General features: G+C 59.5%; 17 protein-coding genes. 13 read left to right on the forward strand and 4 right to left on the reverse strand.

The genetic code is table 11. The features are described 5' to 3' along the window. Positions 1–158: 158 nt before the first annotated feature. The 7 genes from BDD14_RS13850 to BDD14_RS13880 all read left to right on the forward strand — a co-directional run bounded on the left by BDD14_RS13850 (position 159) and on the right by BDD14_RS13880 (position 7,638). On the forward strand, positions 159–683 hold the full coding sequence (locus BDD14_RS13850) for a PEP-CTERM sorting domain-containing protein (protein ID WP_130419321.1): 525 nt from the start codon (positions 159–161) through the stop codon (positions 681–683). 124 nt (positions 684–807) lie between these two features. Next, positions 808–1,464, forward strand: a complete 657-nt coding sequence (locus tag BDD14_RS13855; protein WP_130419322.1) for a DUF4230 domain-containing protein — start codon at positions 808–810, stop codon at positions 1,462–1,464. Between the two features lie 117 nt (positions 1,465–1,581). Then, complete coding sequence (locus BDD14_RS13860; protein WP_207231738.1) at positions 1,582–1,812, forward strand: hypothetical protein; 231 nt, start codon at positions 1,582–1,584, stop codon at positions 1,810–1,812. Between the two features lie 227 nt (positions 1,813–2,039). Continuing rightward, on the forward strand, positions 2,040–5,075 hold the full coding sequence (locus BDD14_RS13865; RefSeq protein ID WP_130419323.1) for a ligand-binding sensor domain-containing diguanylate cyclase: 3,036 nt from the start codon (positions 2,040–2,042) through the stop codon (positions 5,073–5,075). 157 nt (positions 5,076–5,232) lie between these two features. Continuing rightward, positions 5,233–6,306, forward strand: coding sequence for an ACP S-malonyltransferase (locus BDD14_RS13870; RefSeq protein WP_130419324.1), 1,074 nt, complete (start codon positions 5,233–5,235; stop codon positions 6,304–6,306). Positions 6,307–6,324: 18 nt separating this feature from the next. Further along, positions 6,325–7,134: a glutaminyl-peptide cyclotransferase gene (locus tag BDD14_RS13875; protein WP_242617939.1), complete on the forward strand. Its 810-nt coding sequence runs from the start codon at positions 6,325–6,327 to the stop codon at positions 7,132–7,134. A 27-nt stretch (positions 7,135–7,161) separates the two neighbouring features. Then, on the forward strand, positions 7,162–7,638 hold the full coding sequence (locus BDD14_RS13880; protein ID WP_130419325.1) for a peroxiredoxin: 477 nt from the start codon (positions 7,162–7,164) through the stop codon (positions 7,636–7,638). A gap of 4 nt (positions 7,639–7,642) precedes the next feature. Here the strand turns inward: BDD14_RS13880 and BDD14_RS13885 are convergent, their stop codons facing one another. After that, positions 7,643–9,118 (reverse strand): hypothetical protein, encoded by a 1,476-nt coding sequence (locus BDD14_RS13885; protein ID WP_165420077.1) that lies wholly within the window; start codon positions 9,116–9,118, stop codon positions 7,643–7,645. Positions 9,119–9,583: 465 nt separating this feature from the next. Between BDD14_RS13885 and BDD14_RS13890 the strand changes: the two genes are divergently transcribed. From BDD14_RS13890 to BDD14_RS13900, 3 genes are read left to right on the forward strand one after another with little or no spacing between them, the layout of a single operon-like run. After that, positions 9,584–10,825 carry an MFS transporter gene (locus tag BDD14_RS13890; RefSeq protein WP_479724009.1) on the forward strand — a complete coding sequence of 414 codons (1,242 nt, stop codon included), beginning with the start codon at positions 9,584–9,586 and terminating at the stop codon, positions 10,823–10,825. A 44-nt stretch (positions 10,826–10,869) separates the two neighbouring features. After that, a complete protein-coding gene (locus BDD14_RS13895) occupies positions 10,870–11,613 on the forward strand; it encodes a hypothetical protein (RefSeq protein WP_130419328.1) in 744 nt (247 codons plus the stop codon). Between the two features lie 52 nt (positions 11,614–11,665). Beyond that, entirely contained in the window at positions 11,666–12,322 is a 657-nt protein-coding gene (locus tag BDD14_RS13900; protein ID WP_130419329.1) for a DUF2306 domain-containing protein, read from the forward strand. Positions 12,323–12,324: 2 nt separating this feature from the next. Here BDD14_RS13900 and ppc read toward each other — a convergent pair whose 3' ends face one another. Then, positions 12,325–15,168, reverse strand: coding sequence for a phosphoenolpyruvate carboxylase (gene ppc, locus BDD14_RS13905; protein ID WP_130423101.1), 2,844 nt, complete (start codon positions 15,166–15,168; stop codon positions 12,325–12,327). Positions 15,169–15,210: 42 nt separating this feature from the next. Continuing rightward, complete coding sequence (locus BDD14_RS13910) at positions 15,211–15,459, reverse strand: hypothetical protein (protein ID WP_130419330.1); 249 nt, start codon at positions 15,457–15,459, stop codon at positions 15,211–15,213. Between the two features lie 265 nt (positions 15,460–15,724). On the opposite strand from BDD14_RS13910, the gene BDD14_RS13915 reads away from it, so the two are divergent. The 3 genes from BDD14_RS13915 (at position 15,725) to BDD14_RS13925 (ending at position 18,755) form a co-directional block, all read left to right on the forward strand. Beyond that, positions 15,725–16,660 carry a bifunctional 5,10-methylenetetrahydrofolate dehydrogenase/5,10-methenyltetrahydrofolate cyclohydrolase gene (locus tag BDD14_RS13915; protein WP_130419331.1) on the forward strand — a complete coding sequence of 312 codons (936 nt, stop codon included), beginning with the start codon at positions 15,725–15,727 and terminating at the stop codon, positions 16,658–16,660. A 3-nt stretch (positions 16,661–16,663) separates the two neighbouring features. Beyond that, positions 16,664–17,368: a dephospho-CoA kinase gene (gene coaE, locus BDD14_RS13920; RefSeq protein WP_130419332.1), complete on the forward strand. Its 705-nt coding sequence runs from the start codon at positions 16,664–16,666 to the stop codon at positions 17,366–17,368. A 175-nt stretch (positions 17,369–17,543) separates the two neighbouring features. Next, positions 17,544–18,755, forward strand: coding sequence for a S1C family serine protease (locus BDD14_RS13925; protein ID WP_130419333.1), 1,212 nt, complete (start codon positions 17,544–17,546; stop codon positions 18,753–18,755). Positions 18,756–18,812: 57 nt separating this feature from the next. Here BDD14_RS13925 and purN read toward each other — a convergent pair whose 3' ends face one another. Beyond that, a complete protein-coding gene (purN, locus tag BDD14_RS13930; RefSeq protein ID WP_130419334.1) occupies positions 18,813–19,445 on the reverse strand; it encodes a phosphoribosylglycinamide formyltransferase in 633 nt (210 codons plus the stop codon). Positions 19,446–19,571 lie beyond the last annotated feature (126 nt).

The following is a 19,571-nucleotide window of genomic DNA, read 5'->3' on the forward strand; positions in this document are numbered from 1 at the left end:
TTCAACCCTCTTTAGCCGCAATTTTGTGCGGATTGAGACGGGTTTGTGCATTCTTTTGCGCATTTCGCGGAAGCATCTTTCCCGTTGACTGCCTCGTAAGTGTAGTAGCACCTTACAGATACCTTGAAATTACAGGGATCTGAAAAGGGGCCCTTCTAATGCGCAAAATTCTCTCTGCACTGGTTCTCGCACTTGGTTTAGCTGCTGCTCCTATGGCGGCTCATGCTTCGCCCGTAACGTACGATTTAACCCTCGTCAATATATTCGGGAACGTCGCCGGAGGTACCGGCTCATTCACCGTGGATGACAACCCAAACTTTCTCGCAGATGCCTTCTTCCAGAATGGTTCTGCCGGAAGCGATTTGACCGACCTGTCTCTGACGATCGGCGGCAACACCTTCACCCTCGCCGACTCCGAGTCTCCGGCTTCCGTCTTCTTCTTTCTTGGAAGCGTAAGCAGCATCAATTACGACGGAGCTCTGGGGAACGGCTTCTTCAAGATCACGCTGGATTCCGCCGGGCTGGGATACGTCTATACCAACATCCTTGGCGGGCAGGGCTCAGCGGGACTGATCCTGGCCACTCCGAGCACTGCGGCGACTCCAGAGCCTTCCTCCCTGCTTCTCTTCGGGACAGGAGCTCTTGGCATCGTGGCCTTTGGCGCTCGTAAATTTGTAGCCTGAAGAAAGCAACTCCGCTCCTTCCGGGGGAACTCGATTGTTCCCCCGGAATCTTTGTTTCTGCTGACTTTCCGGCTAAGGGACTTTCCATCCATCGGTATAGCTGTGCGGTACCATCCAAACCAGGATGACAACTCAATACAACACCGGCCGAAGCTCGTCGGGACCATTCCTTGCCTTTCTGCTCGCATTGCTGCTCGGAGCAGCCGCCCTGGCTCTCTTCCTCCGCCAAGCGACCGGCGGCTACATGGCTCGCATAGCGGATCGTATCGCAGGACGTAGTACAACCTTCGATACCTCGGTTCTAGCCATAGTTCAGCGTATTCAGCGGCTCAACCGCCTTGAAACCGTGGTTTATTCGATGGACACCATCGTCGAAGGTTCCAGGTCCAGCGCCGTACTTCCGGATCTGCTGGCCGGAGACCGTATTCTGCTGGTCGTTCATGGCCAGGCGATCGCGGGGATCGACCTTTCCAATCTCAAGCCGGAAGATATCCGCATTACGGAGAACAACGGTGTGCGCGGCATCCATGTCACGCTACCGGCTTCGCAGCTGTTTGCTACCACGCTCGATAACCAGCACACCCGCGTCTACGCGCGGTCGACCGGCATTCTTGTGCCTGTTGATCAAAATCTCGAATCGGAGACGCGAGCGAGAGCCGAGCAGCAGCTACAGAAGACGGCGCTATCAGACGGAATTCTGGATGCCGCCCGAAAAAACGCCCGCGCCACGGTGGCTACACTGCTTTACAGCCTGGGTTTCCAGCAGGTGGACGTCAGCTGAGGATGGGCAGAGCCCAGAAGGGTTCCTTTCGTTCAGAAAACCGGTTGTGTGCCCCTGCCAGCCTTCTGCAACCTGCGCTATCATCCTTGCATGAAGTCCGCTTGCAGTGAGGATTCCGTGGCCTCTGCCTTGAATACGCTGAATACGCTCCCATTTCCTGAAGGAGAGGAAGAGTCGACCCTTGTCAAGACGATCGGCTGGGTTTCGGCCGGTCTGGGAGCGGTCGCGCTTGGGCTATTTATTGGCCGCGAGCTTCGCCAGCGTTACAAGTTCAACCGCCGGACACCCTATGACTTCTATTCGCACTCCGGAGACGAGCAGGACGTCGACTTCGGGCTGGGCGTTTAATAATTCCGCTGACTGTCGAACGCAATTTTTTCTTTCTTCCGGGATTCGTCAGGCGCAGCGTTCTTCCACCGCTAAATCGCGATCTATTGGAAGATAGATATCCCGCAGCGGATTCGACTTGATACATTAAAAAAGACACACCCGGGCCCCTCCCCAAAACTTATCTCGGCCGAACCAGCCACTTGCTGATTCCGGTCCGGACCCAAGGTGTTGCGCAGGTGACTCCGTTGAGCAGGCAACCTGAACGCAAACCTACTCCCCTGCCTCCGAGGTTGCCATCGGTCGGTGGAAGCTCGATCCTGCATCTCACCCTTGCTGTATTTGTCTTCATTTCGGGAATCACAAACTCCGTTGCCCAGCAGTTCAGTTTTGCCCATTATGGCCAGGACGAAGGTCTCCGGAACCTGGACGTCTTCGGACTGGTGGAGGACGACGAGGGTCTGCTGTGGCTTGCCACGGAGAACGGCCTGTTCCGTTACGATGGCGCACAGTTCCATCGCTTTGGACCCAAAGACGGAATCGGCGAAACCCTTGTGCTGGGACTGCACAAGGACGCTTCCGGGCGTATCTGGGTAGCAACGAACGATCATCTGTACTTCTTCGATGGGAGCCGTTTTCTTCCTGCTCCCCTGGGGAGCTCTACGGTGCAATTCGGGGTCGAGGAACCGATCAACTCCATCGATCCTGCGCACATTCTCTTTCTCGATCATGGTTCCCTGATGCTTGTTACGCAGAGGGGAACGGGCAAGGGCGCTGCTGGCTGGACCACAGCGCCGTTCTTCCGTCTTCCTGAGGTGGATGCGAATCCCGCTCTGGGAAAGCTTCACAGCATCTTCGTCTCGAAAGATCGACTCTCCGGATACGATCTATGGCTGGGATGCGGTCAGGCCGTCTGCCGTATCCGCGGGTCTTTGAAGACACAAGAGCCACAGCATGTGGACGTCTTCTCCGACGCTCAAGGCATTCCGGCGGATTCATGGACCTGCTTCTTCAGGGATCGCGAGGGAACCCTGTGGGCGCGCAGCCGCCGCTATGTCCGGGTGCTCGCCCGTGGCGAAGCGGTCTTCCGTTCGCGGGATATTCCTTCGTCCGATGGACTGCCTGCCTATCGAGGTTCGGGCATTCTCACCATAGCTGAGGATCCCCAGGGAGCCGTCCTCACGCAAACCAACCGCGGGCTGGCCCGGTGGGAGGGATCTTCCTGGAGGATCTTCGACTCATCCAATGGCGTCGACTTCAAGGATGTCAGCTCCATTTTGTTTGATCGCCATGGGGCTCCATGGTTTTCCACGCGAGGACAAGGTGTCGTACGGTGGAGGGGCTACCGTGAGGCGGAAAACTGGACCATCGCTCAAGGGTTGCACGATGACGTCGTCTGGCCCATCTTTCGAGATAGCCATCATGATCTTTGGATTGCGGATCAGTTCCAGATCAATCGCCTGAACAAAAGAGGCGAGCGGCTCGCCACACCCAGGACCTTTCAAAATGCACCGATCCTTCATGGCACCAGCTTCGCGGAGTCGCCGGACGGATCGCTCTGGATCTTTACCTTGGATGGCGAGGTCTATCGCACCGATGCGGCGATCAGACGGATCGTGTTTCGATCCAAGCTTCCCAGCCTCGCCCGTGCGTTTACGGATTCGTCGCATCGAATCTGGATCCTGTCGCGGAACGGCCTTTACGTGGTTCGCAATCCGGATCAACCCTTTATCGAGAAGATCGCCGCTTCCCTGATCTCTCGAGACGCATTTGCGGATGCGGCCGAGAGTCCCGACCACGATCTCTGGTTCCTGGCTGACAATCACCTCTACCGGCTGTCGTCCAAGAGTGGGCGATTCAGCAAAGTCGAGCTGGACCCTGACGAAACCCGTGGCCAGATGCGAAACATTGCCGCCGCCGCGGACGGCACGTTATGGATCGGTGGCGGAATCCCCGCACTGCTTCATCTGCGTGTTGCGGGCGATCGCGCCACGATGGTGAATAGAGTCACCTCCCCCGACCTTGCCTCAAGCGACGTTCAGATCGTGCGGATCGACGGACGGGGCTGGCTCTGGATCGGCACCGACCTTGGCGTGAATGTCTTTGACGGCAGGCAGTGGCGTCTGCTGACACGTCGCGATGGCCTCATCTCGAACGACACCGATGAGGGAGCCTTTCTAGCCGATACCGATGGCTCGGTCTGGATTGGCGCAAACGGCGGAGCCATTCATCTGCTTCAACCCGAGCATCTCTTCTCTTCCGCGCCTCTCGATGTACGCTTCACCTCCGCCGATCTGGGGACGCAACCGCTCTCTCTCACCTCGACGACACTGACCCCCTGGCAGGACGCACCGCTCGATCTTGCGTTCAGCTCGCTGAACTTCGCGCGCGAAGGCTCCGTGCATTTTCGCTATCGCCTGACGGGAATGGAGTTTGACTGGAGCGAGACCACGTCGCATGTCTTGCACTATCCGGCCATCGCACCTGGGGATTATCGTTTTGAACTTCAGGCGGTCGATCCAGATCAGCAGAAACAGTCGGCTATCCTCTCGCTGCGTTTCACGATAAGGCCGCCCTGGTGGCGAACCCGGGCCATGTACCTGCTGCTTGGGATTCTCTCCTTCGTGGCATCCATCCTGGTGTGGCACTGGCGGGAGCGGCGACTCCTGCATCGTCAGCACATGCTGCGGCAGCTGGTCGCGCAAAGGACCCGGGAACTTGAAGCCGAGAAGGCGGAGCTGGTCGCCGCGCGAGAGGCACTGAGCCACCAGGCGACGCGCGATGCACTCACGGGGATATGGAACCGTGCGGCGATCTTCGACATTCTGACCCGCGAGATGGACCGATCACGGCGCACGGGGGTCATGTTCGCAGTTGTCCTGGCCGACATCGACCATTTCAAGCAGATCAACGACACGCTGGGACACCTTGCCGGCGACTCCATTTTGCGCGACGCCAGCAGACGCATGCTTCACAACATCCGGCCTTATGACTTTATCGGACGCTATGGCGGTGAGGAGTTTCTCATCGTTCTGCCGGGCCTGCCGCTGCTCGATCCCCACATGCGCCTCAACCAGCTGCTGCAGTCGATCTCCCGCGAGCCCTTCGAGGTCGAGAATCGTTCCGTGCACGTAACTTCGAGCTTCGGCGTTGCATGGTCCCACCCCAGTATCGTCGTGGCGGAAGACCTGATCCGCCGCGCAGACGAGGCCCTTTACCGCGCAAAAGCCCGGGGCCGCAACTGCATCGTCTTCCATGAGGAACAGCAGGGGCGATTGATCTGATCCTGCACTTCAAGGGCCGGACCGCCGCCAGAAGAAAGAGGGCAAGCTCCTGCAGCATTCGATAAGCTTCCAGATCTCCACGAATGCGTGGTTTTGCAGAGCAGGGTTCGATGGAGACGCCCACACGAGAACGCGGCGCTGGTCATTTACGATAGTCATGATGAAACCAGTTTTTCTCTTTCCTGGCCAGGGCTCGCAATCGGTTGGCATGGGGCGTGATCTCTACGAGACCTTTCCCTCCGCCCGTTCCGTCTTTGAAGAGGCCGATGCGGCACTTGGATTCCCGCTTTCGAAGCTGATCTTCGAAGGTCCGGAGGACCAGCTGAAGCTCACCGAGCACACACAGCCTGCCATCCTTACGGTGTCGGTCGCGGTCACGCGCCTGCTCTCCGAACGCGGCATTACGGCGACGCTGGCTGCCGGCCACTCGCTTGGCGAATACTCCGCCCACGTCGCAGGAGGTACCTTCAGCTTCGCGGATGCGGTTCGCACGGTTCGTGCACGCGGACGGTATATGCAGCAGGCGGTTCCCGCGGGCCAGGGGGCGATGGCCGCGATCCTTGGGCTGCCCGCAGCGCGGATTACGGAGCTCTGCGCGCAGGCCTCCGATGAAAACACAGCCCCGCCGCCACCTCCGATTAATCCTGACGCACCGAATCCTGAAAAAGCCGTTGCTGCGAGCGCAGGGACACCCTCGGCTGCGGGCGCTACCGATCCAGAGGCCACGCGAGCCGCCATGGCTCGATCGATTGTCGCCCCCGCAAATCTCAATTCGCCGGACCAGACGGTTATCTCCGGCTCGGCCGCGGCAGTGCAAAGGGCAGCGGATCTGTGCAAAGAGGCAGGAGCCAAGCGAACTGTGATGCTGCAGGTCAGCGCTCCCTTCCATTGCGCGCTGATGCAGCCCGCACAGGATCTGCTCGCAATCGATCTTGAGGGCATTCCGTTCAACGATCCCGCATTTCCCATTGCGGCGAACGTCGATGCCCGCCTGATTACCCGCGGGACGGACGCGAGAGACTGTCTCATTCGCCAGGTCACGGGCTCGGTGCGCTGGGTGGAGTGCATTCAACTGCTCGCCGCGCAGGGAGCAACCCACTTTATCGAGGTTGGCCCAGGAAAGGTCCTGACCGGCCTGAACCGCCAGATTCTGGGCAGGGATTCCGCCATCGCCTCTCTCAACGTCGAGGATGCGGCTTCGCTTGAGAAGGTGATAACGGCTCTTAACTAACGCAGGAGCCTTCAATCGATGTCAGCGATGAAACATCTGCTCCATGCAGCCCGCGGTCTGGCCCTGATTGCCACGCTCTTCGTAGCGGACCGCGCAGTTGCGGCTCCCGTTGCCGGCTACAGGGTCGTGGCGAAGTATCCGCACGCTACCTCTAGCTATACGGAGGGGTTTTTCTACCTGGGCGGATTGTTTTACGAAGGCACCGGACTCGAAGGACGCTCAAAGGTTGTGGTTACCAGGCCCCAGACGGGCGAGGCGGTTCAACAGCTCCAGCTGCCGCCGCAATACTTCGGCGAAGGAATCGTCGACTGGGGACCGAATCTCTATGAGTGGACCTGGCAGTCCCACATCTGTTTCGTCTACGACCGCTTCAGCCTGCGACCGATCCGACAGTTCCGCTATACGGGGGAAGGCTGGGGCATGACCCGTACCGATCGAGAGCTGATCACCAGCGACGGTACTGCAACGTTGCGGTTTCGCGATCCTGAGACCTTCAAGGAGACGCATCATGTCATCGTCAAGGACGGATCGCAACCGATCCTGCAACTCAACGAGCTGGAGTACGTCAAGGGCGAGATCTATGCGAATGTCTGGCACTCGGACCGCATCGCCCGCATCTCTCCCCGGGACGGGCACGTTATCGGCTGGATCGATCTCACCGGGATTCTTGCTGAGGATCAGAAGGCCGATGCCGAATCGGTGCTGAACGGCATAGCTTACGATGCACAGCAGGACCGGCTGTTTGTTACCGGAAAACAATGGCCCACGATCTTCGAGATTAAAATAGTCACACGGCCAGCGATGCTTCTGAAGTCGATGCCCCGCTAAGCTGGCCACAACTGAGAGGATTGAACAATGAAACCCGACGAGCTCGTAGAAGACTTTACCCTTCAGAATCAGGACGGCAAAGACGTCTCCCTCTCCGACTTCAAGGATTCACCCGTGGTGCTTTTCTTCTACCCGCGCGCCGATACGCCGGGCTGCACCATCGAGTCCTGCGGATTTCGGGACGCCTTCAAGAAGTTTCAGAAGGAAGGCATTGTGGTGCTGGGCATCTCGCGCGACACCGTCGCGGCGCAGAAGAAGTTCAAAGAGAAGTACAAGCTTCCCTACGACCTGCTCGCAGACCCGGAGATGGTCCTCATCAACCGCTACGACCTCATCAAGCCGAAGAACATGTACGGCAAGCTGGTGAAAGGGGTCAAGCGGACAACCTACCTTATCAGCCCGGATACCGGAAAGGGACAGCGGCTGATCCACGTCTTCGAAGAGGTGAAACCCGAGGGACACGCGGAAGAGGTTCTGGGACTGTTGAAGCAACAGAAGAGTTAGCTTCTCAATAGTCCAGCTCGTCCATGGAGGTGGCCCAGCCGAGATCGCGCTCCGAGGTAATTCGCCACTTGCCTTCCAGCCGGTTCAGTTGAAGCTGGGATGGAATGAACCACTCCGAGGTGAGTCTGCCGTCCTGTCGCACCGCGAAGTGTTTTATAAGGCGAACCTTCGCGATTGCGTCATCCGGGCGAGTCACCTTTACCTGTTCCATCTTCACGGCCCATGTCCCGTGTCGCCTGTCGATCGCAGCCTGCTTGTCGGCAACAACCTGATCTTTGCTGACGTTGTGGCGAAGAAAGTACCGCTCGACGGGGTCAGCATAGAAGGCGGCCTGGGCCGCGGCGTCGCTCGAGCCCATTGCCGCCTCCCACTCCTGCACGACCTCAGCCAGATCGTCCCTGAGCCCAGGCTCCTTCGGAGCGGGTGGGGCGGGTGGAACCGGGGCTTGCTGCGAGACAGGGATGGGAGCTTGCTGGGAGATGGGAACCGGAGACTGCTGCCTTTGGGGCGGCGGAGTCCTGGTCTCCGAGTGACTTGGAAGAAACAGCCAGGCTGCAGGCGCGATGACCAGAACAACAATTGCGGCCGCCCAGGCGCTCCACTGCAATCGCCTGGACTTCTTCTCGTCTTGTTCATCGGAGACCGCTTCATCGAGTAGCAGTCTCGGAGCGGTTACTGCTGCCTCCAAAGGTTCTTCTTCGAGCATCGTGGCGATGGCGCCACTGGACGGTCTTTTTGCGGAGATACTCGACCGCGACCGCGTCATGACCTCCGCAACTCGCGGCTCGAACCTCCGCGGTCTCTCTGTCGCAGATTCGTAGCCGATCGCCGATGATGCCGCTCGCGCAGGTTCAGGCGCCGTTGTTTCCGGTTCTAACTTCGTGTTCGCAGCCGCTGCTTCGGTCTCCAGATCGGTCGTCAGGATCACGATCTCGGTCACAGGCACGGTTTCGACCGGCGGTTGCTCACGGGGTTTAGGCGACTTCTCAGAGAGCAGCGCGGGCGATGTGGAGGACGGCGCGTCCGGCTGAACGATGGGAAGTACCACAATCTCTTCCGCGGGCACGATGTCTTCCGGAGGAGGAACTTCAAGTGGAGTTTCCCAACTCGTAGCAGCAGCTGGCACGTCGGCGATGGAGGGTTCCGGATGAGAGGATGCCTCAAATTGATCCAGCCCGAGCTGGATCCTCATCTGGTCAAAGACACGGTCAAGCTTCTCCTGTACCACGACATCCTGCGGGGTGTTGCCCAGGAAGGCCGACGCCTGAAAGCTCACATCCGCGCCGATCGTGGTTACGCCTTCCTCGGCATCGACGTCGATCACAGTGGTGTCCCGGCGATTGATGGCGCGGGGCGAGGGGCCAAGCCCAAAGAATGTAATCCGTCTGCCCTCCCGCACAATCTCGGTGGATACCGAGCGAAGGCAATCTTCCAGTACTCCCAAAACCCTTTCAGGATCCTGCCCTGGGATCCGCTTCATGATTTGAAATTTCAAGTGGCCCTCTTTCAACAAGACAGAATGTGTTCGAACAGCAGAAATCAGGCGTGCATGAACAATAAATCGCTTTGGCGAATCCTCTGCAAAGGCAACCGGACGTCGACGATAAAAAACGAGATCGCGTCCGTGTCCGGCGCTAAACGACGTGAAGATCGGGCCATCTCTATGGTGCATCGATCGGCCCTCGTCCTCATCACACCAGAAAATGATCTGTATTTCTATGGTGCTTTCAAGCCATACTCACGAGTCTAAATCTGTGGGGTTCCTGCCATTACCCAATCGGGACAGGTTAACCAACAACTCACAGGTTTGTGATCTGTCTGCACTTTGAGTGCCGTGAAAGTATGACAGCATAGAATTATGGCTGACGGGGAGAGTCGAACGCCCGCGAGAGCGGGGGCTGCCTTTCGCTCGCGTAATTTCCGGCTGTATCAAAGCGCGAGACTGATGGTGATTATAGGGGCGGAGGCGCAGTCGGTCGCCGTCGCCTGGCAGGTGTACCAGATTACCCACTCGGCGCTTGACCTTGGGCTCACAGGGCTCGCCCTCTTTCTTCCTGGCCTGATCTTCATGCTCGCCGCCGGACACGTGGCGGACCGCTACGACCGCCGCAGAATTATTCTGCTGTGTTACGGGCTTCAGGCCCTCTGTACCGCCATTCTGCTGTGGCTGTCGCTTAACCCCTGGACCCTTGCCGGGCGGCGCATCTGGCCCATCTATGCTGTCCTGGTCCTTATCGGCATGGGCAGGGCTTTCAGCGGACCCGCCTCCAGCGCCCTGCTCCCCAGCCTGGTTCCCAAGGATCACTTCGTCAATGCCGTGACGTGGGGAGCCACTATTTACCAGATAGCTAACATGTCCGGTCCTGCCATCGGTGGCTTGCTCTTCACGCTTCCATTGTCGGGAGCCTTGGAGCCCTTACGCGGAGCCGCCGTTGTCTACTCTCTTACCCTTCTGATGCTTATCGGCTTCATCGTCTTCATCAGCATGATCCGCCCCGAACCGGTCGAGAGGAAGGCGACCGCTTTCAGTATCAGGACTGTACTTGCGGGTCTCGAGTATGTCTGGCAAACGAAGCTTCTGCTCGGCTCCATCTCCCTCGACCTGTTCGCCGTCATGCTCGGGGGGGCGGTCGCCCTGCTGCCTATCTTCGCGACCGAGATCCTGCACGCCGGTCCTCGCGGCCTTGGTCTGCTGCGCGCCATGCCGAGCGTAGGCGCGCTGATCGTCTCCCTGATTCTGGTCGTGAGGCCAATCAAACGCCGCGCAGGAGTTACGATGTTGACCTGCGTAGGCATCTACGGCGTGGCGACGATCGTATTCGGCCTCTCACGCAATCTATGGCTTAGCCTGGCTGCGCTACTCGTGACAGGAGCCAGCGACATGGTCAGCGTAGTGGTTCGGTCCAGCATCCTGCAGCTTGCCACCCCGCCTGAGATGCGAGGACGCGTCAGCGCCGTGAACTGGCTGTTTATCGGGGCTTCCAATGAATTCGGCGAGTTTGAGAGCGGTCTAACTGCAAGCTGGTGGGGGGCCGTGCCGGCAGTTATTGTCGGAGGGATTGGCTCGCTCCTCGTCACCGGCTCCGCTGCGGCTCTCTTTCCCAACCTTCGCCACGCGGATGCTTTGACTCCCGAGTCGCTGATGGAAGCCAATCGGGAGTTGAGCACAGCGGAGCCAATCGACTAAAGTACACCCGAGCTCACGTATAAAAGATTTCCGGAGGGAAGACGATGCAGAGCGGTGCCAAATGGGCTATCGGCGGGACCCTGGTGTTTCTGGCAGTGGTGGGGGCTCGAGTGGGAATGATCTACCGCGAGCGCAATGCACCGGAAAAACCTGTCGCCGCACCTGCTCGCCCAAAGATTGCCGACGACGACCTGGTGTTTCTGAAGAAGAAACGCCAGTCTTCGATGGCCGACGCCAAAGAGCTCAACGGCTCAGCGATATGGGTCTCCGCAGGGGGGCAGATGGAGTTCTACCCGGCCGCAGGGAAGCGCGTCGACTATGCCAAAGTCACCGGTACGCTGCTCGGGGCCCAGAAGCTCGAGGTGAAAGACTTCGTCGAGCAGACTGCTCCCAAGTCCGCCACTCATCGTGTTCCGGGCGGCGACCGCCAGGTTCTGATGCTGTTCACCCTGCCGGCCTCAGAGAATCCGGCGAAACAATATGGCGTGCCGGTCGGCTACCATGAGTCGGGCCAGTACACCTTTTATCTCGACGAGATCTTTTTCTACGACGATCCACACGAACTGTACAAGCACTGGGGCTCGGAGATCTGGAAGGCAGTCGATTCGCACGTCGTGATCCTGGGAATGAGCGAGCGCGAGACGCAGCTTGCCCTGGGCCAGGTCAGCAAAAGCCTCAGCAATGATTACGGCAATCGTCTCGTGGTTTATGCGAACTTAGGCAAGCCTATCGCCGTAACGTTTATTAAGAACAAGGCGACGGCCTTCCGACCCGACCAGGGCTTCTAACTGAGCGGGCCGATTCCCGAGGACGGTTGCGCCGGTTCCGAAGGAGTTCGAGATGGCGACAAGTGCAGTCCGGCAGTCCGCGTGGATGCGGCCGGTCCTCTATGTGCTTTGTTTTATTGCCGCGGCAGCCGCCCTCCGCCGGATGGTTGCGTTGCTGCTGGTAGAGACCTCGGCGCGCGCAGGACAGTTCGGTGAGCTCGACGCGGCGTTTGCGGCACGCAAAGCTCTCACCCTCACGCATATCGTTCCGGCGCTGATCTTCGTCCTTCTGCTGCCTCTCTGGTTTTCAGCGCGTCTTCGTAGCAAAGAGACACTGCACCGGCGTATCAGCTGGGCGTTGTTCGTCCTTGGCTTCATCATCGGCATCACGGCAATTCCACTGGTCGCTACGCCTGTGGGCGGCGCCACGGAGCTCTCCGCCATCATCGTCTTCGATGGGCTCTTCCTCTTCTCGCTGCTGCGAGCGCTGACGCTCTTCCTCCGGCGCCAGCCCCGTTATCGCGAATGGATGATGCGTGCTATCGCCGTTCTGCTGGGGATTGCGACCACGCGACCGGTGATGGGAGTCTTCTTCGTTACAGCGCGTCTCACGCATCTGGAACCACAGCAGTTCTTCGGAATCGCGTTCTGGATTGGCTTCGCCGCCACCTATGCCGCCGGAGAGTGGTATCTGCATCGTTATCCGGCGGAGCGGAACGCTGCCGCCTGATCTCAGCCCGTATTCCGCAATCCCGCGCTGATGCCATTGATCGTCGCGGAGATTGCCCGGTTCAGCTCCGTCGATTCCGGCTCGCCGTTCGCGGCTGCCGCGCGCTTGCGGCGAATCAGTTCCACCTGGATCAGGCTCATCGGATCGACATAAGGATTTCTAAGCCGGATCGAACGTTCGAGGACCGGGTTGGTCTCCAGCAGCCGTTGTTGCCCCGTCACGGCGAGCAACATCTTCTGGGTCAGATCGAACTCCGCCTTCAGCATCGTATAGACACGGTCTCGCAGCTTCTCGTCTTCCACAAGCGAGGCGTACAGCTGCGCGATGCCAAAGTCCGACTTGGCCAGCGCCATCTCCACGTTGCGAATGATGTCGACGAACAGCGGGAAGTCCCGGGCCATCGACCGCAGTTGCTCAAGGCCGTTGGGATTCTCGCGGACAAATAAGTCCAGGGCGTGACCGACGCCGAACCACGCGGGAACAAGCTGCCGCGACTGCATCCATCCGAAGACCCATGGAATCGCGCGAAGGTCAGCCATCGTCCTCTTGCCTGTCCGCTTGGCCGGCCGCGATCCGATTCGCGCATTCTCCAGCTCCGCCACCGGCGTAGCCTGCTCGAAATAGGTAAACGTTTCAGGATTCTCGATGATGTGGAGGCGATAGAAAGAGTACGACGTCTCGGAGAGACGTTCCATCGCGGCTTCCCACGCCGGAGTTATCTCACCGGTCAAATGCGGGGTGGCCGCGCCTCTCTGCAGCAGCGCGTCCGGCCTTGCCAGCGCATCCAGCGATGCCGCGATCATCAGCTCCAGGTTGCGCTCCGCAAGCACGACATCGGAATACTTCCAGTTGAGAACCTCTCCCTGCTCCGTCAGCCTCAGCTCGCCCGAGAAGCTGTCGACCGGCTGCGCGAAGATCGCGCGATGCGTCGGTCCGCCTCCGCGTCCCACCGTTCCCCCGCGACCATGGAAGAGCCGAAGCGTCACGCCGCATTCCGCCGCAACGCGATGCAGCTCGCGATGGGCCTTCCAGATCTGCCACGTGCTCGTAATCATGCCTCCGTCCTTGTTGGAGTCCGAATAGCCGAGCATGATCTCCTGCCGATACCCCCAGGATTTCAACAAAGGCTGAAAGGCCTCGCTCGACCACAGACGACGCATACTGTCCGGCGCATTTTCAAGATCTTCGATCGATTCGAACAGGGGCACAGGCTGTAACCCCGGATCGTCGCCCTCCGTCTCCACGCGAACGCCGCCCAATCTGGCGAGCCACAGCACATGCAACACATCTTCAGCGGTCGTCGCGCCACTGATGACGTATTGCTGAATCGCTTCAGGAGGATACTTACGCTTCAACTCCGCGATCGTCCGAAACGTCTCCAGCACCTCGGCGGTCTGCGCCGAAAGCGCTGCGGGCAGTCGCAGCGCCGACGAGTCTGCGCTGCTCTCCGCGCAGCCCGCAATCTCCGCCACGGCCGCCGCATGAACTCGCGCATGCTGGCGGATGTCGAGCGTCTGCAGATGCAGACCGTACGTCCGCACCTCGATCAGCAGCGGATCGATCAGCATCTCGGCAAGCCTCTCGCCGCGGTTCTCCATCAGGCTGTTCCGCAGCACCGTAAGATCCGCCAGCAGATCCGCGGCTTTGGTGTACGGAGCGAGCGCCGGATTCGGGGGCAACGGCACCGAGCTCTGCGGCGTCGATCCCAGCCGCATGAGGATGCAGGCGATCAGGAGCCGCAGATATTCAAAGTGGAAGCGCTCCTCGAGGGTCGTCTGGCCCGCCGCGCGAAGCTGCGCAAGGTAGTGGTCCAGCAACGCCTGCAGCTCTGCCGAGACCGGCACCTGCTGGGTGGAGCTTCCCAACTGCTCGAAGAGGTTCTGCAGCCTGCGGCGGTAATGATTGAGCAACAGCGAGTGCGCCATTGCGAGAGATTCGCCGGTGGTTTGCGGAGTGACGAAGGGATTTCCGTCCCGGTCGCCGCCGATCCACGAGCCAAAGCGAATGAGCTGCGGAAGCTCCGCGATGGGAATCTTCGCGCCGGGAAATTCGTCGTCGATTGCAGCCGCAACCTCCGTGTAGAGGACAGGCAGGGTATCGAAGAGCGACGCCTCGTAATAATCCAGCGCCATACGGATCTCATCGCGCACCATAGGCCGGGCGCTGCGGACATCGTCGGTCTGCCATAGCGCCGTAATCTCGCCCGTCACTTCGCGTTCGAGCGATTCAAGCTCTTCTTCGGGAACGGCGATCCTGTCCAATCGTTCCAGCAGATCGGAGATGCGCCTGCGCTTGAACATCACCGAGCGGCGTGCCACTTCGGTGGGGTGCGCGGTGAAGACGGGTGTAATCGAGATGCGCTCCAGCATCGCCACGACCCGCTTTGCATCAAAGCCTGCCTCGCGCAGCCTGCGCAGGGTACCGCGAAGGTCGCCGCGCTGAGGCGGAGCATCGTTCAACCGGCTGGAGCGTCGTCTCCGCTTGCGGTGATTGGTCTCGGCCAGATTGATCAGCTCGAAGTAGAAGCTGAAAGCGCGTGCGAGCTGATAGACGCGGGTGAGATCGTCGGCATGGCTATGAACCCTCCCCAGAGATTGCTCGAGGTGCGAGACTGCGGCAACAGCATCCCCCGTGGCGTCGGCTTCGCGCCGGGCGATCGCAGTACGGCGAAGCTCTTCCACGGCGTTGTAGAGAGACTCGCCAGACTGTTCCTTGAGGACCTCGCCCAACAGCATGCCCAGGGAACGTACATCGCGCCGCAGCGGAGATTCTTTCAGCTCGCCTGCGGAAGCAAGCAGTTCGGAGAGACGTTGCGGCCAGTTTGAAGGACTCCAGAGCGACGGCATCTTTTGATTATGCACTGCAAGCGAGGAGCTTCGCTCACCGAGCTACATGACTAAGGCCAGGCGCTCGAACTCTTCCTGCATCCGGTCCATCGGGTACCCCGCGGACTCCAGTCGAGAGGCCGTCGAGCGCGCCGCGGGAGCGGATACACCATACCCTCGCGTCGCCAGGTAATGGCTGATGACGTCGGCAGCCTGCCAGGAGTCGAGATGAGCGTGCAGCAACTCTTCGCGCAAACCCGCAAGATCGGCCGCTGAGAATTTCTCGATTCCATTTGTTCCAGCAGTGGTCATGGCCCGTTACCCCTCGCAGTGCCGCTCATCACACCGCTGAATATTAGACGCGAATCCATGTCGAAGGATGCGTCCTGCATGACAAGGTACGCAGGAGGTATCAGAAAATGTTCCGGCATTTTGCAATTGTCATAGTTCTGTCACGTTTCGGTCGCAGCCTTGACGGAATCAGAAGGGGGCCTGCCCAATCGCGGGCTTCACGGAAGGATGCAGACCGATTCGCAAGGGCGGCGGCAAGCTCCCGGTCGCGATACCATGAAGAGGTATGAATCGTCCTCAAGTGTTGGATGGAGTCGCAATCGCCTCTGAGATTAAAGCCGAGGTCGGCCGCGAGGTTGCCGAGCTCTCCTCCCATGGCGTCCGCCCTGGTCTCGCCGTCATCCTCGTCGGCGAGGTTCCCGCTTCACAGATCTATGTGCGCAGCAAGGTCAAGACCTGCGGCGAGCTTGGCATCTACAGCGAGATGCTCACTCCGCCCGAAAGCATCACCACCGAGGAGATGCTCGCTCTTGTAGCCAACCTCAACGCTCGCGACGATATCGACGGCATCCTGATACAGCTTCCCCTGCCGAAGCATGTGGACACCAAGCGACTGCTCGAGGCGGTATCGCCCGACAAGGACGTCGACGGCTTCCACCCGGTGAACGCCGGCCGCCTGCAGAGCGGCCAGCCCGGTCTGGCTCCGTGCACACCTGCGGGAATCATAGAGATCCTCCGCCGCAGCGGCCTTCCCATCGCCGGCCAGAACGCTGTCGTCGTCGGACGCTCCGACATCGTCGGCAAACCCGCGGCCCTGATGCTTCTAAACGAGTCCGCCACTGTCACCGTGTGCCACAGCAAGACTCGCGATCTCCCTGCCGTCACCCGGAGCGCCGACATTCTTGTCGCGGCTATCGGAAGACCCGGCTATGTCGCGGCCGATATGGTGAAACCCGGCGTTACGCTGATCGATGTCGGCATTAACCGCCTTACCGATGCCGCAGATGTGCAGCGCTTCTTTCCCGGCGACGCCGAGCGAGCGGCTACCTTCGCCAAACGCCGCTCCGTCATCGTGGGTGACATCGATCCAGCGGCCTTTGCTGTTTCTGGCGCCTATACCCCCGTCCCCGGTGGTGTTGGAGCCCTTACGATCGCCATGCTGATGCACAACACGGTCAAGGCGGCGAAGCTCCGCCGCGGCCTCGCTACGGGAAAGAGCTGATTTATGCTTCGCGTTGGACTTACGGGCGGCCTTGGAAGCGGAAAATCCACTGCGGCCCGTTTCTTCGCACAACGCGGCGCTCATATTATTGAAGCGGATTCCATTGCCCGCGAGATGATGCAGCCCGGGGGAGCCGTCTACACCGCCATCATCGAGCACTTCGGCCCGACAGTTCTGCTACCCGATAAACAGCTCGATCGCGGCGCGCTTGCTCGCATCTCTTTCGGGGAGGGCCGGGTAGAGGAACTGAATAACATCGTCCATCCGGTCGTGATTGCGCAGCAGGCAACACTTGCTCAGCAGATCTTCGAGCGCGATTTGAATGCAGTGGTGATCGTCGAATCGGCACTGCTCTTTGAGACGAAGCACAACGGCACAAAACACGACAAGACAGGGCAGAACGAAGAGCCACCGTCGGCTCCCTGGCGAGCTCGCTTCGACTGCATCATCCTTGTAACCGCGCCTGAAGAGCTAAAGATCGAGCGCTATCTGCAGCGTATTGCCGGTTCGCCGCTTTCTCCTGAGCGCCGTGCCGAGCTTACAGCGGATGCGCGCCGCCGGCTTGCGCAACAGATGCCCGACGAACGCAAAGCCCCGCTCTGCGACTTCGTCATTCACAACGATGGCCCCATCGCGGAACTTGAGTGGCAAGTCGATGAGCTTTGGCCCTTGCTCCAGTTCTCTTCCGCGCTTAACCACAAGCATTAGCGCAGATTATCGACCGACCTGTTGCAGTCCTCCTGACAGGGAATGCCGAACCGAGCGAGAAAGGCTTCCATCTCCTTTGGAAAGAGGCGCCGATTCGTTCCATTCCAGGGAGTCGATACAATCAATACAGCATCGTACTGCGTAGTCCACGATGGGAACCTCCAGGAAACTTTCGATGAAATTACGCCCCGTTCTTCTTGTCGTACTTCTTCTCTCCGGCTTCTACTATGTGACGACTCATTCGTCGTCCACCGGCAGACTCTTCCCCTGGCTGCACCCTGCCTCTGACGCCGATACAGGTAGTAATACAACTTCTGTCAGCGGTCCCGGCGGCAGTTTCCAACTCACGGAAGCCTCGGCTGCTCCCGCCTTCGACACCGAAGAGCAGCAGAACATCGCTGTCTACAAGAAGGCGTTACCCTCCGTTGTCAATATCACTTCCACAGAGGTCGCCTTCGATTTCTTTTACGGCTCTGTACCGCAACAGGGTCAGGGTTCCGGCTTCATCCTCACCAAAGAGGGCCTGATCCTCACCAACAACCACGTCATCGGCAACGCGGAGCGGCTCGAGGTCATGCTCTCCGACAAGCACAAATACAAGGCGCGCCGTCTGGCCGCCGATAATAACCACGATCTCGCTCTCATCAAGATCGATGCTCCAAACCTCACGCCGGTTACGCTGTCCAATTCGCGTGATCTCGTCGTCGGCCAGCGTGTTTATGCCATTGGCAATCCGTTTGGTCTCAACGGCACAATGACGCGCGGAATTATCTCTGCCATCCGCTCCATTCGAGGTCCACAGGGCAACCCCATCGAAGACGCCATCCAGACGGATGCCGCCGTCAACCCGGGCAACTCAGGCGGCCCGCTTCTCAACTCACGCGGAGAGGTCATTGGCATCACCACCATGATTGCCAGCAACGGCGCCGACCAGAGCTCCGGCATCGGCTTCGCGATTCCCATCGATACAGCGCGAGCCATGCTCGACGACTATGCCAAGTACGGGTACATCCGGCGCCCTACACTCGATATCGTCACCCTTCCCATTGGTCCTGATATCGCAGAACAGATCGGTCTGCCCGCCGACTACGGCATCCTCATCGAGCGTCTGCTTCCCGGAGGAGCCGCGGAAAAGGCCGGTCTGCATGGAGGAACCCAGCGCGCCTATCAGGGCAATATCCCGGTGATGCTGGGCGGCGACCTTATCGTCGCGATGGACGGACAAGAGATCACGAGTCCGCAGGACCTCTCCGCTGCAATGAACTCGCATCGCGCGGGGGACACCGTCACGATCACCATCTTTCGCGGTCGCAAGCGCATGGACGTGAAGGTGACTCTGGGAGACGCCCGCAATCAGCAACAGGCGAGCAGCGCCCAGAGCACGTAGCTCAAAAGGCTCCCCTGCGCGAGAAGATACTCAGCTGGGTGCCGGTACAGGTCATGGTTATGACTTTAGGAGGTACCGGCGTCCCACAACGTGATATCTCCCGCTCAGAACTCGCGAGATCGCCTCGGGATACGCGAGATGTTCCTGCTCCAGAATTCGCGCTGCAAGTGTATCCCCCGTATCTTCATCGAGTACAGGGACAGTGCTCTGCAGCACGATCACTCCATGGTCCACAATCTCGTCGACAAAGTGCACCGTACATCCGGCTACCTTGGTTCCATACTCGAGCGCCTGGCGTTGCGCGTCCAGTCCGGGAAACGCGGGCAGAAGTGACGGATGGATGTTCAGGATGCGGCTCGGAAATGCCTCCACGAATGCCGGGGTGATGATCCGCATATATCCGGCGAGACAGACGAGATCGACGCCATGATCGGTCAAGGCGGCAATCATCCGCGTATCGTGCGCCTCGCGTGCCTCCGGCCCCTTCCCCTCCTGCGGAATCGCAAGCGCTGTAAGTCCGAGAGAACGGGCCGCTTCCAATCCTCCAGCCCCAGGCTTGTTCGAGATCACGACTGCGATCTCGGCGCCCTGAATCCGGCCGTCTGCAATGGCGCGATGAATCGCCATGAAGTTTGAGCCTTTTCCTGAAAGGAGGATGCCTAGTTTATGCACTGTTTTTTTCGGTTCCATCACCTCCGATTCTAAAGCGCGACGGGCGCACAACCTCGATGTCCGGCACAGACCCACACCCTTTCTGAGAACGTACGCCCGTTTGAGGGTTTTTTTCGAAAAAGCCATAGACGACCCGATCTCACA

This window comes from Edaphobacter modestus (assembly GCF_004217555.1).
Lineage (GTDB): Bacteria > Acidobacteriota > Terriglobia > Terriglobales > Acidobacteriaceae > Edaphobacter > Edaphobacter modestus.

Excerpts from the sequence above, each read along its gene's own strand:
- BDD14_RS13895 (WP_130419328.1), top strand. The coding sequence starts at position 10,870 with ATGCAGAGCGGTGCCAAATGGGCTATCGGCGGGACCCTGGTGTTTCTG.
- BDD14_RS13900 (WP_130419329.1), top strand. The coding sequence starts at position 11,666 with ATGGCGACAAGTGCAGTCCGGCAGTCCGCGTGGATGCGGCCGGTCCTC.
- BDD14_RS13870 (WP_130419324.1), top strand. The coding sequence starts at position 5,233 with ATGATGAAACCAGTTTTTCTCTTTCCTGGCCAGGGCTCGCAATCGGTT.
- BDD14_RS13885 (WP_165420077.1), bottom strand. The coding sequence starts at position 9,118 with ATGAAGCGGATCCCAGGGCAGGATCCTGAAAGGGTTTTGGGAGTACTG.
- BDD14_RS13890 (WP_479724009.1), top strand. The coding sequence starts at position 9,584 with ATGGTGATTATAGGGGCGGAGGCGCAGTCGGTCGCCGTCGCCTGGCAG.
- coaE (WP_130419332.1), top strand. The coding sequence starts at position 16,664 with ATGCTTCGCGTTGGACTTACGGGCGGCCTTGGAAGCGGAAAATCCACT.
- BDD14_RS13850 (WP_130419321.1), top strand. The coding sequence starts at position 159 with ATGCGCAAAATTCTCTCTGCACTGGTTCTCGCACTTGGTTTAGCTGCT.
- BDD14_RS13855 (WP_130419322.1), top strand. The coding sequence starts at position 808 with ATGACAACTCAATACAACACCGGCCGAAGCTCGTCGGGACCATTCCTT.
- BDD14_RS13915 (WP_130419331.1), top strand. The coding sequence starts at position 15,725 with ATGAATCGTCCTCAAGTGTTGGATGGAGTCGCAATCGCCTCTGAGATT.
- purN (WP_130419334.1), bottom strand. The coding sequence starts at position 19,445 with ATGGAACCGAAAAAAACAGTGCATAAACTAGGCATCCTCCTTTCAGGA.
- BDD14_RS13910 (WP_130419330.1), bottom strand. The coding sequence starts at position 15,459 with ATGACCACTGCTGGAACAAATGGAATCGAGAAATTCTCAGCGGCCGAT.
- ppc (WP_130423101.1), bottom strand. The coding sequence starts at position 15,168 with ATGCCGTCGCTCTGGAGTCCTTCAAACTGGCCGCAACGTCTCTCCGAA.
- BDD14_RS13925 (WP_130419333.1), top strand. The coding sequence starts at position 17,544 with ATGAAATTACGCCCCGTTCTTCTTGTCGTACTTCTTCTCTCCGGCTTC.
- BDD14_RS13875 (WP_242617939.1), top strand. The coding sequence starts at position 6,325 with ATGTCAGCGATGAAACATCTGCTCCATGCAGCCCGCGGTCTGGCCCTG.
- BDD14_RS13880 (WP_130419325.1), top strand. The coding sequence starts at position 7,162 with ATGAAACCCGACGAGCTCGTAGAAGACTTTACCCTTCAGAATCAGGAC.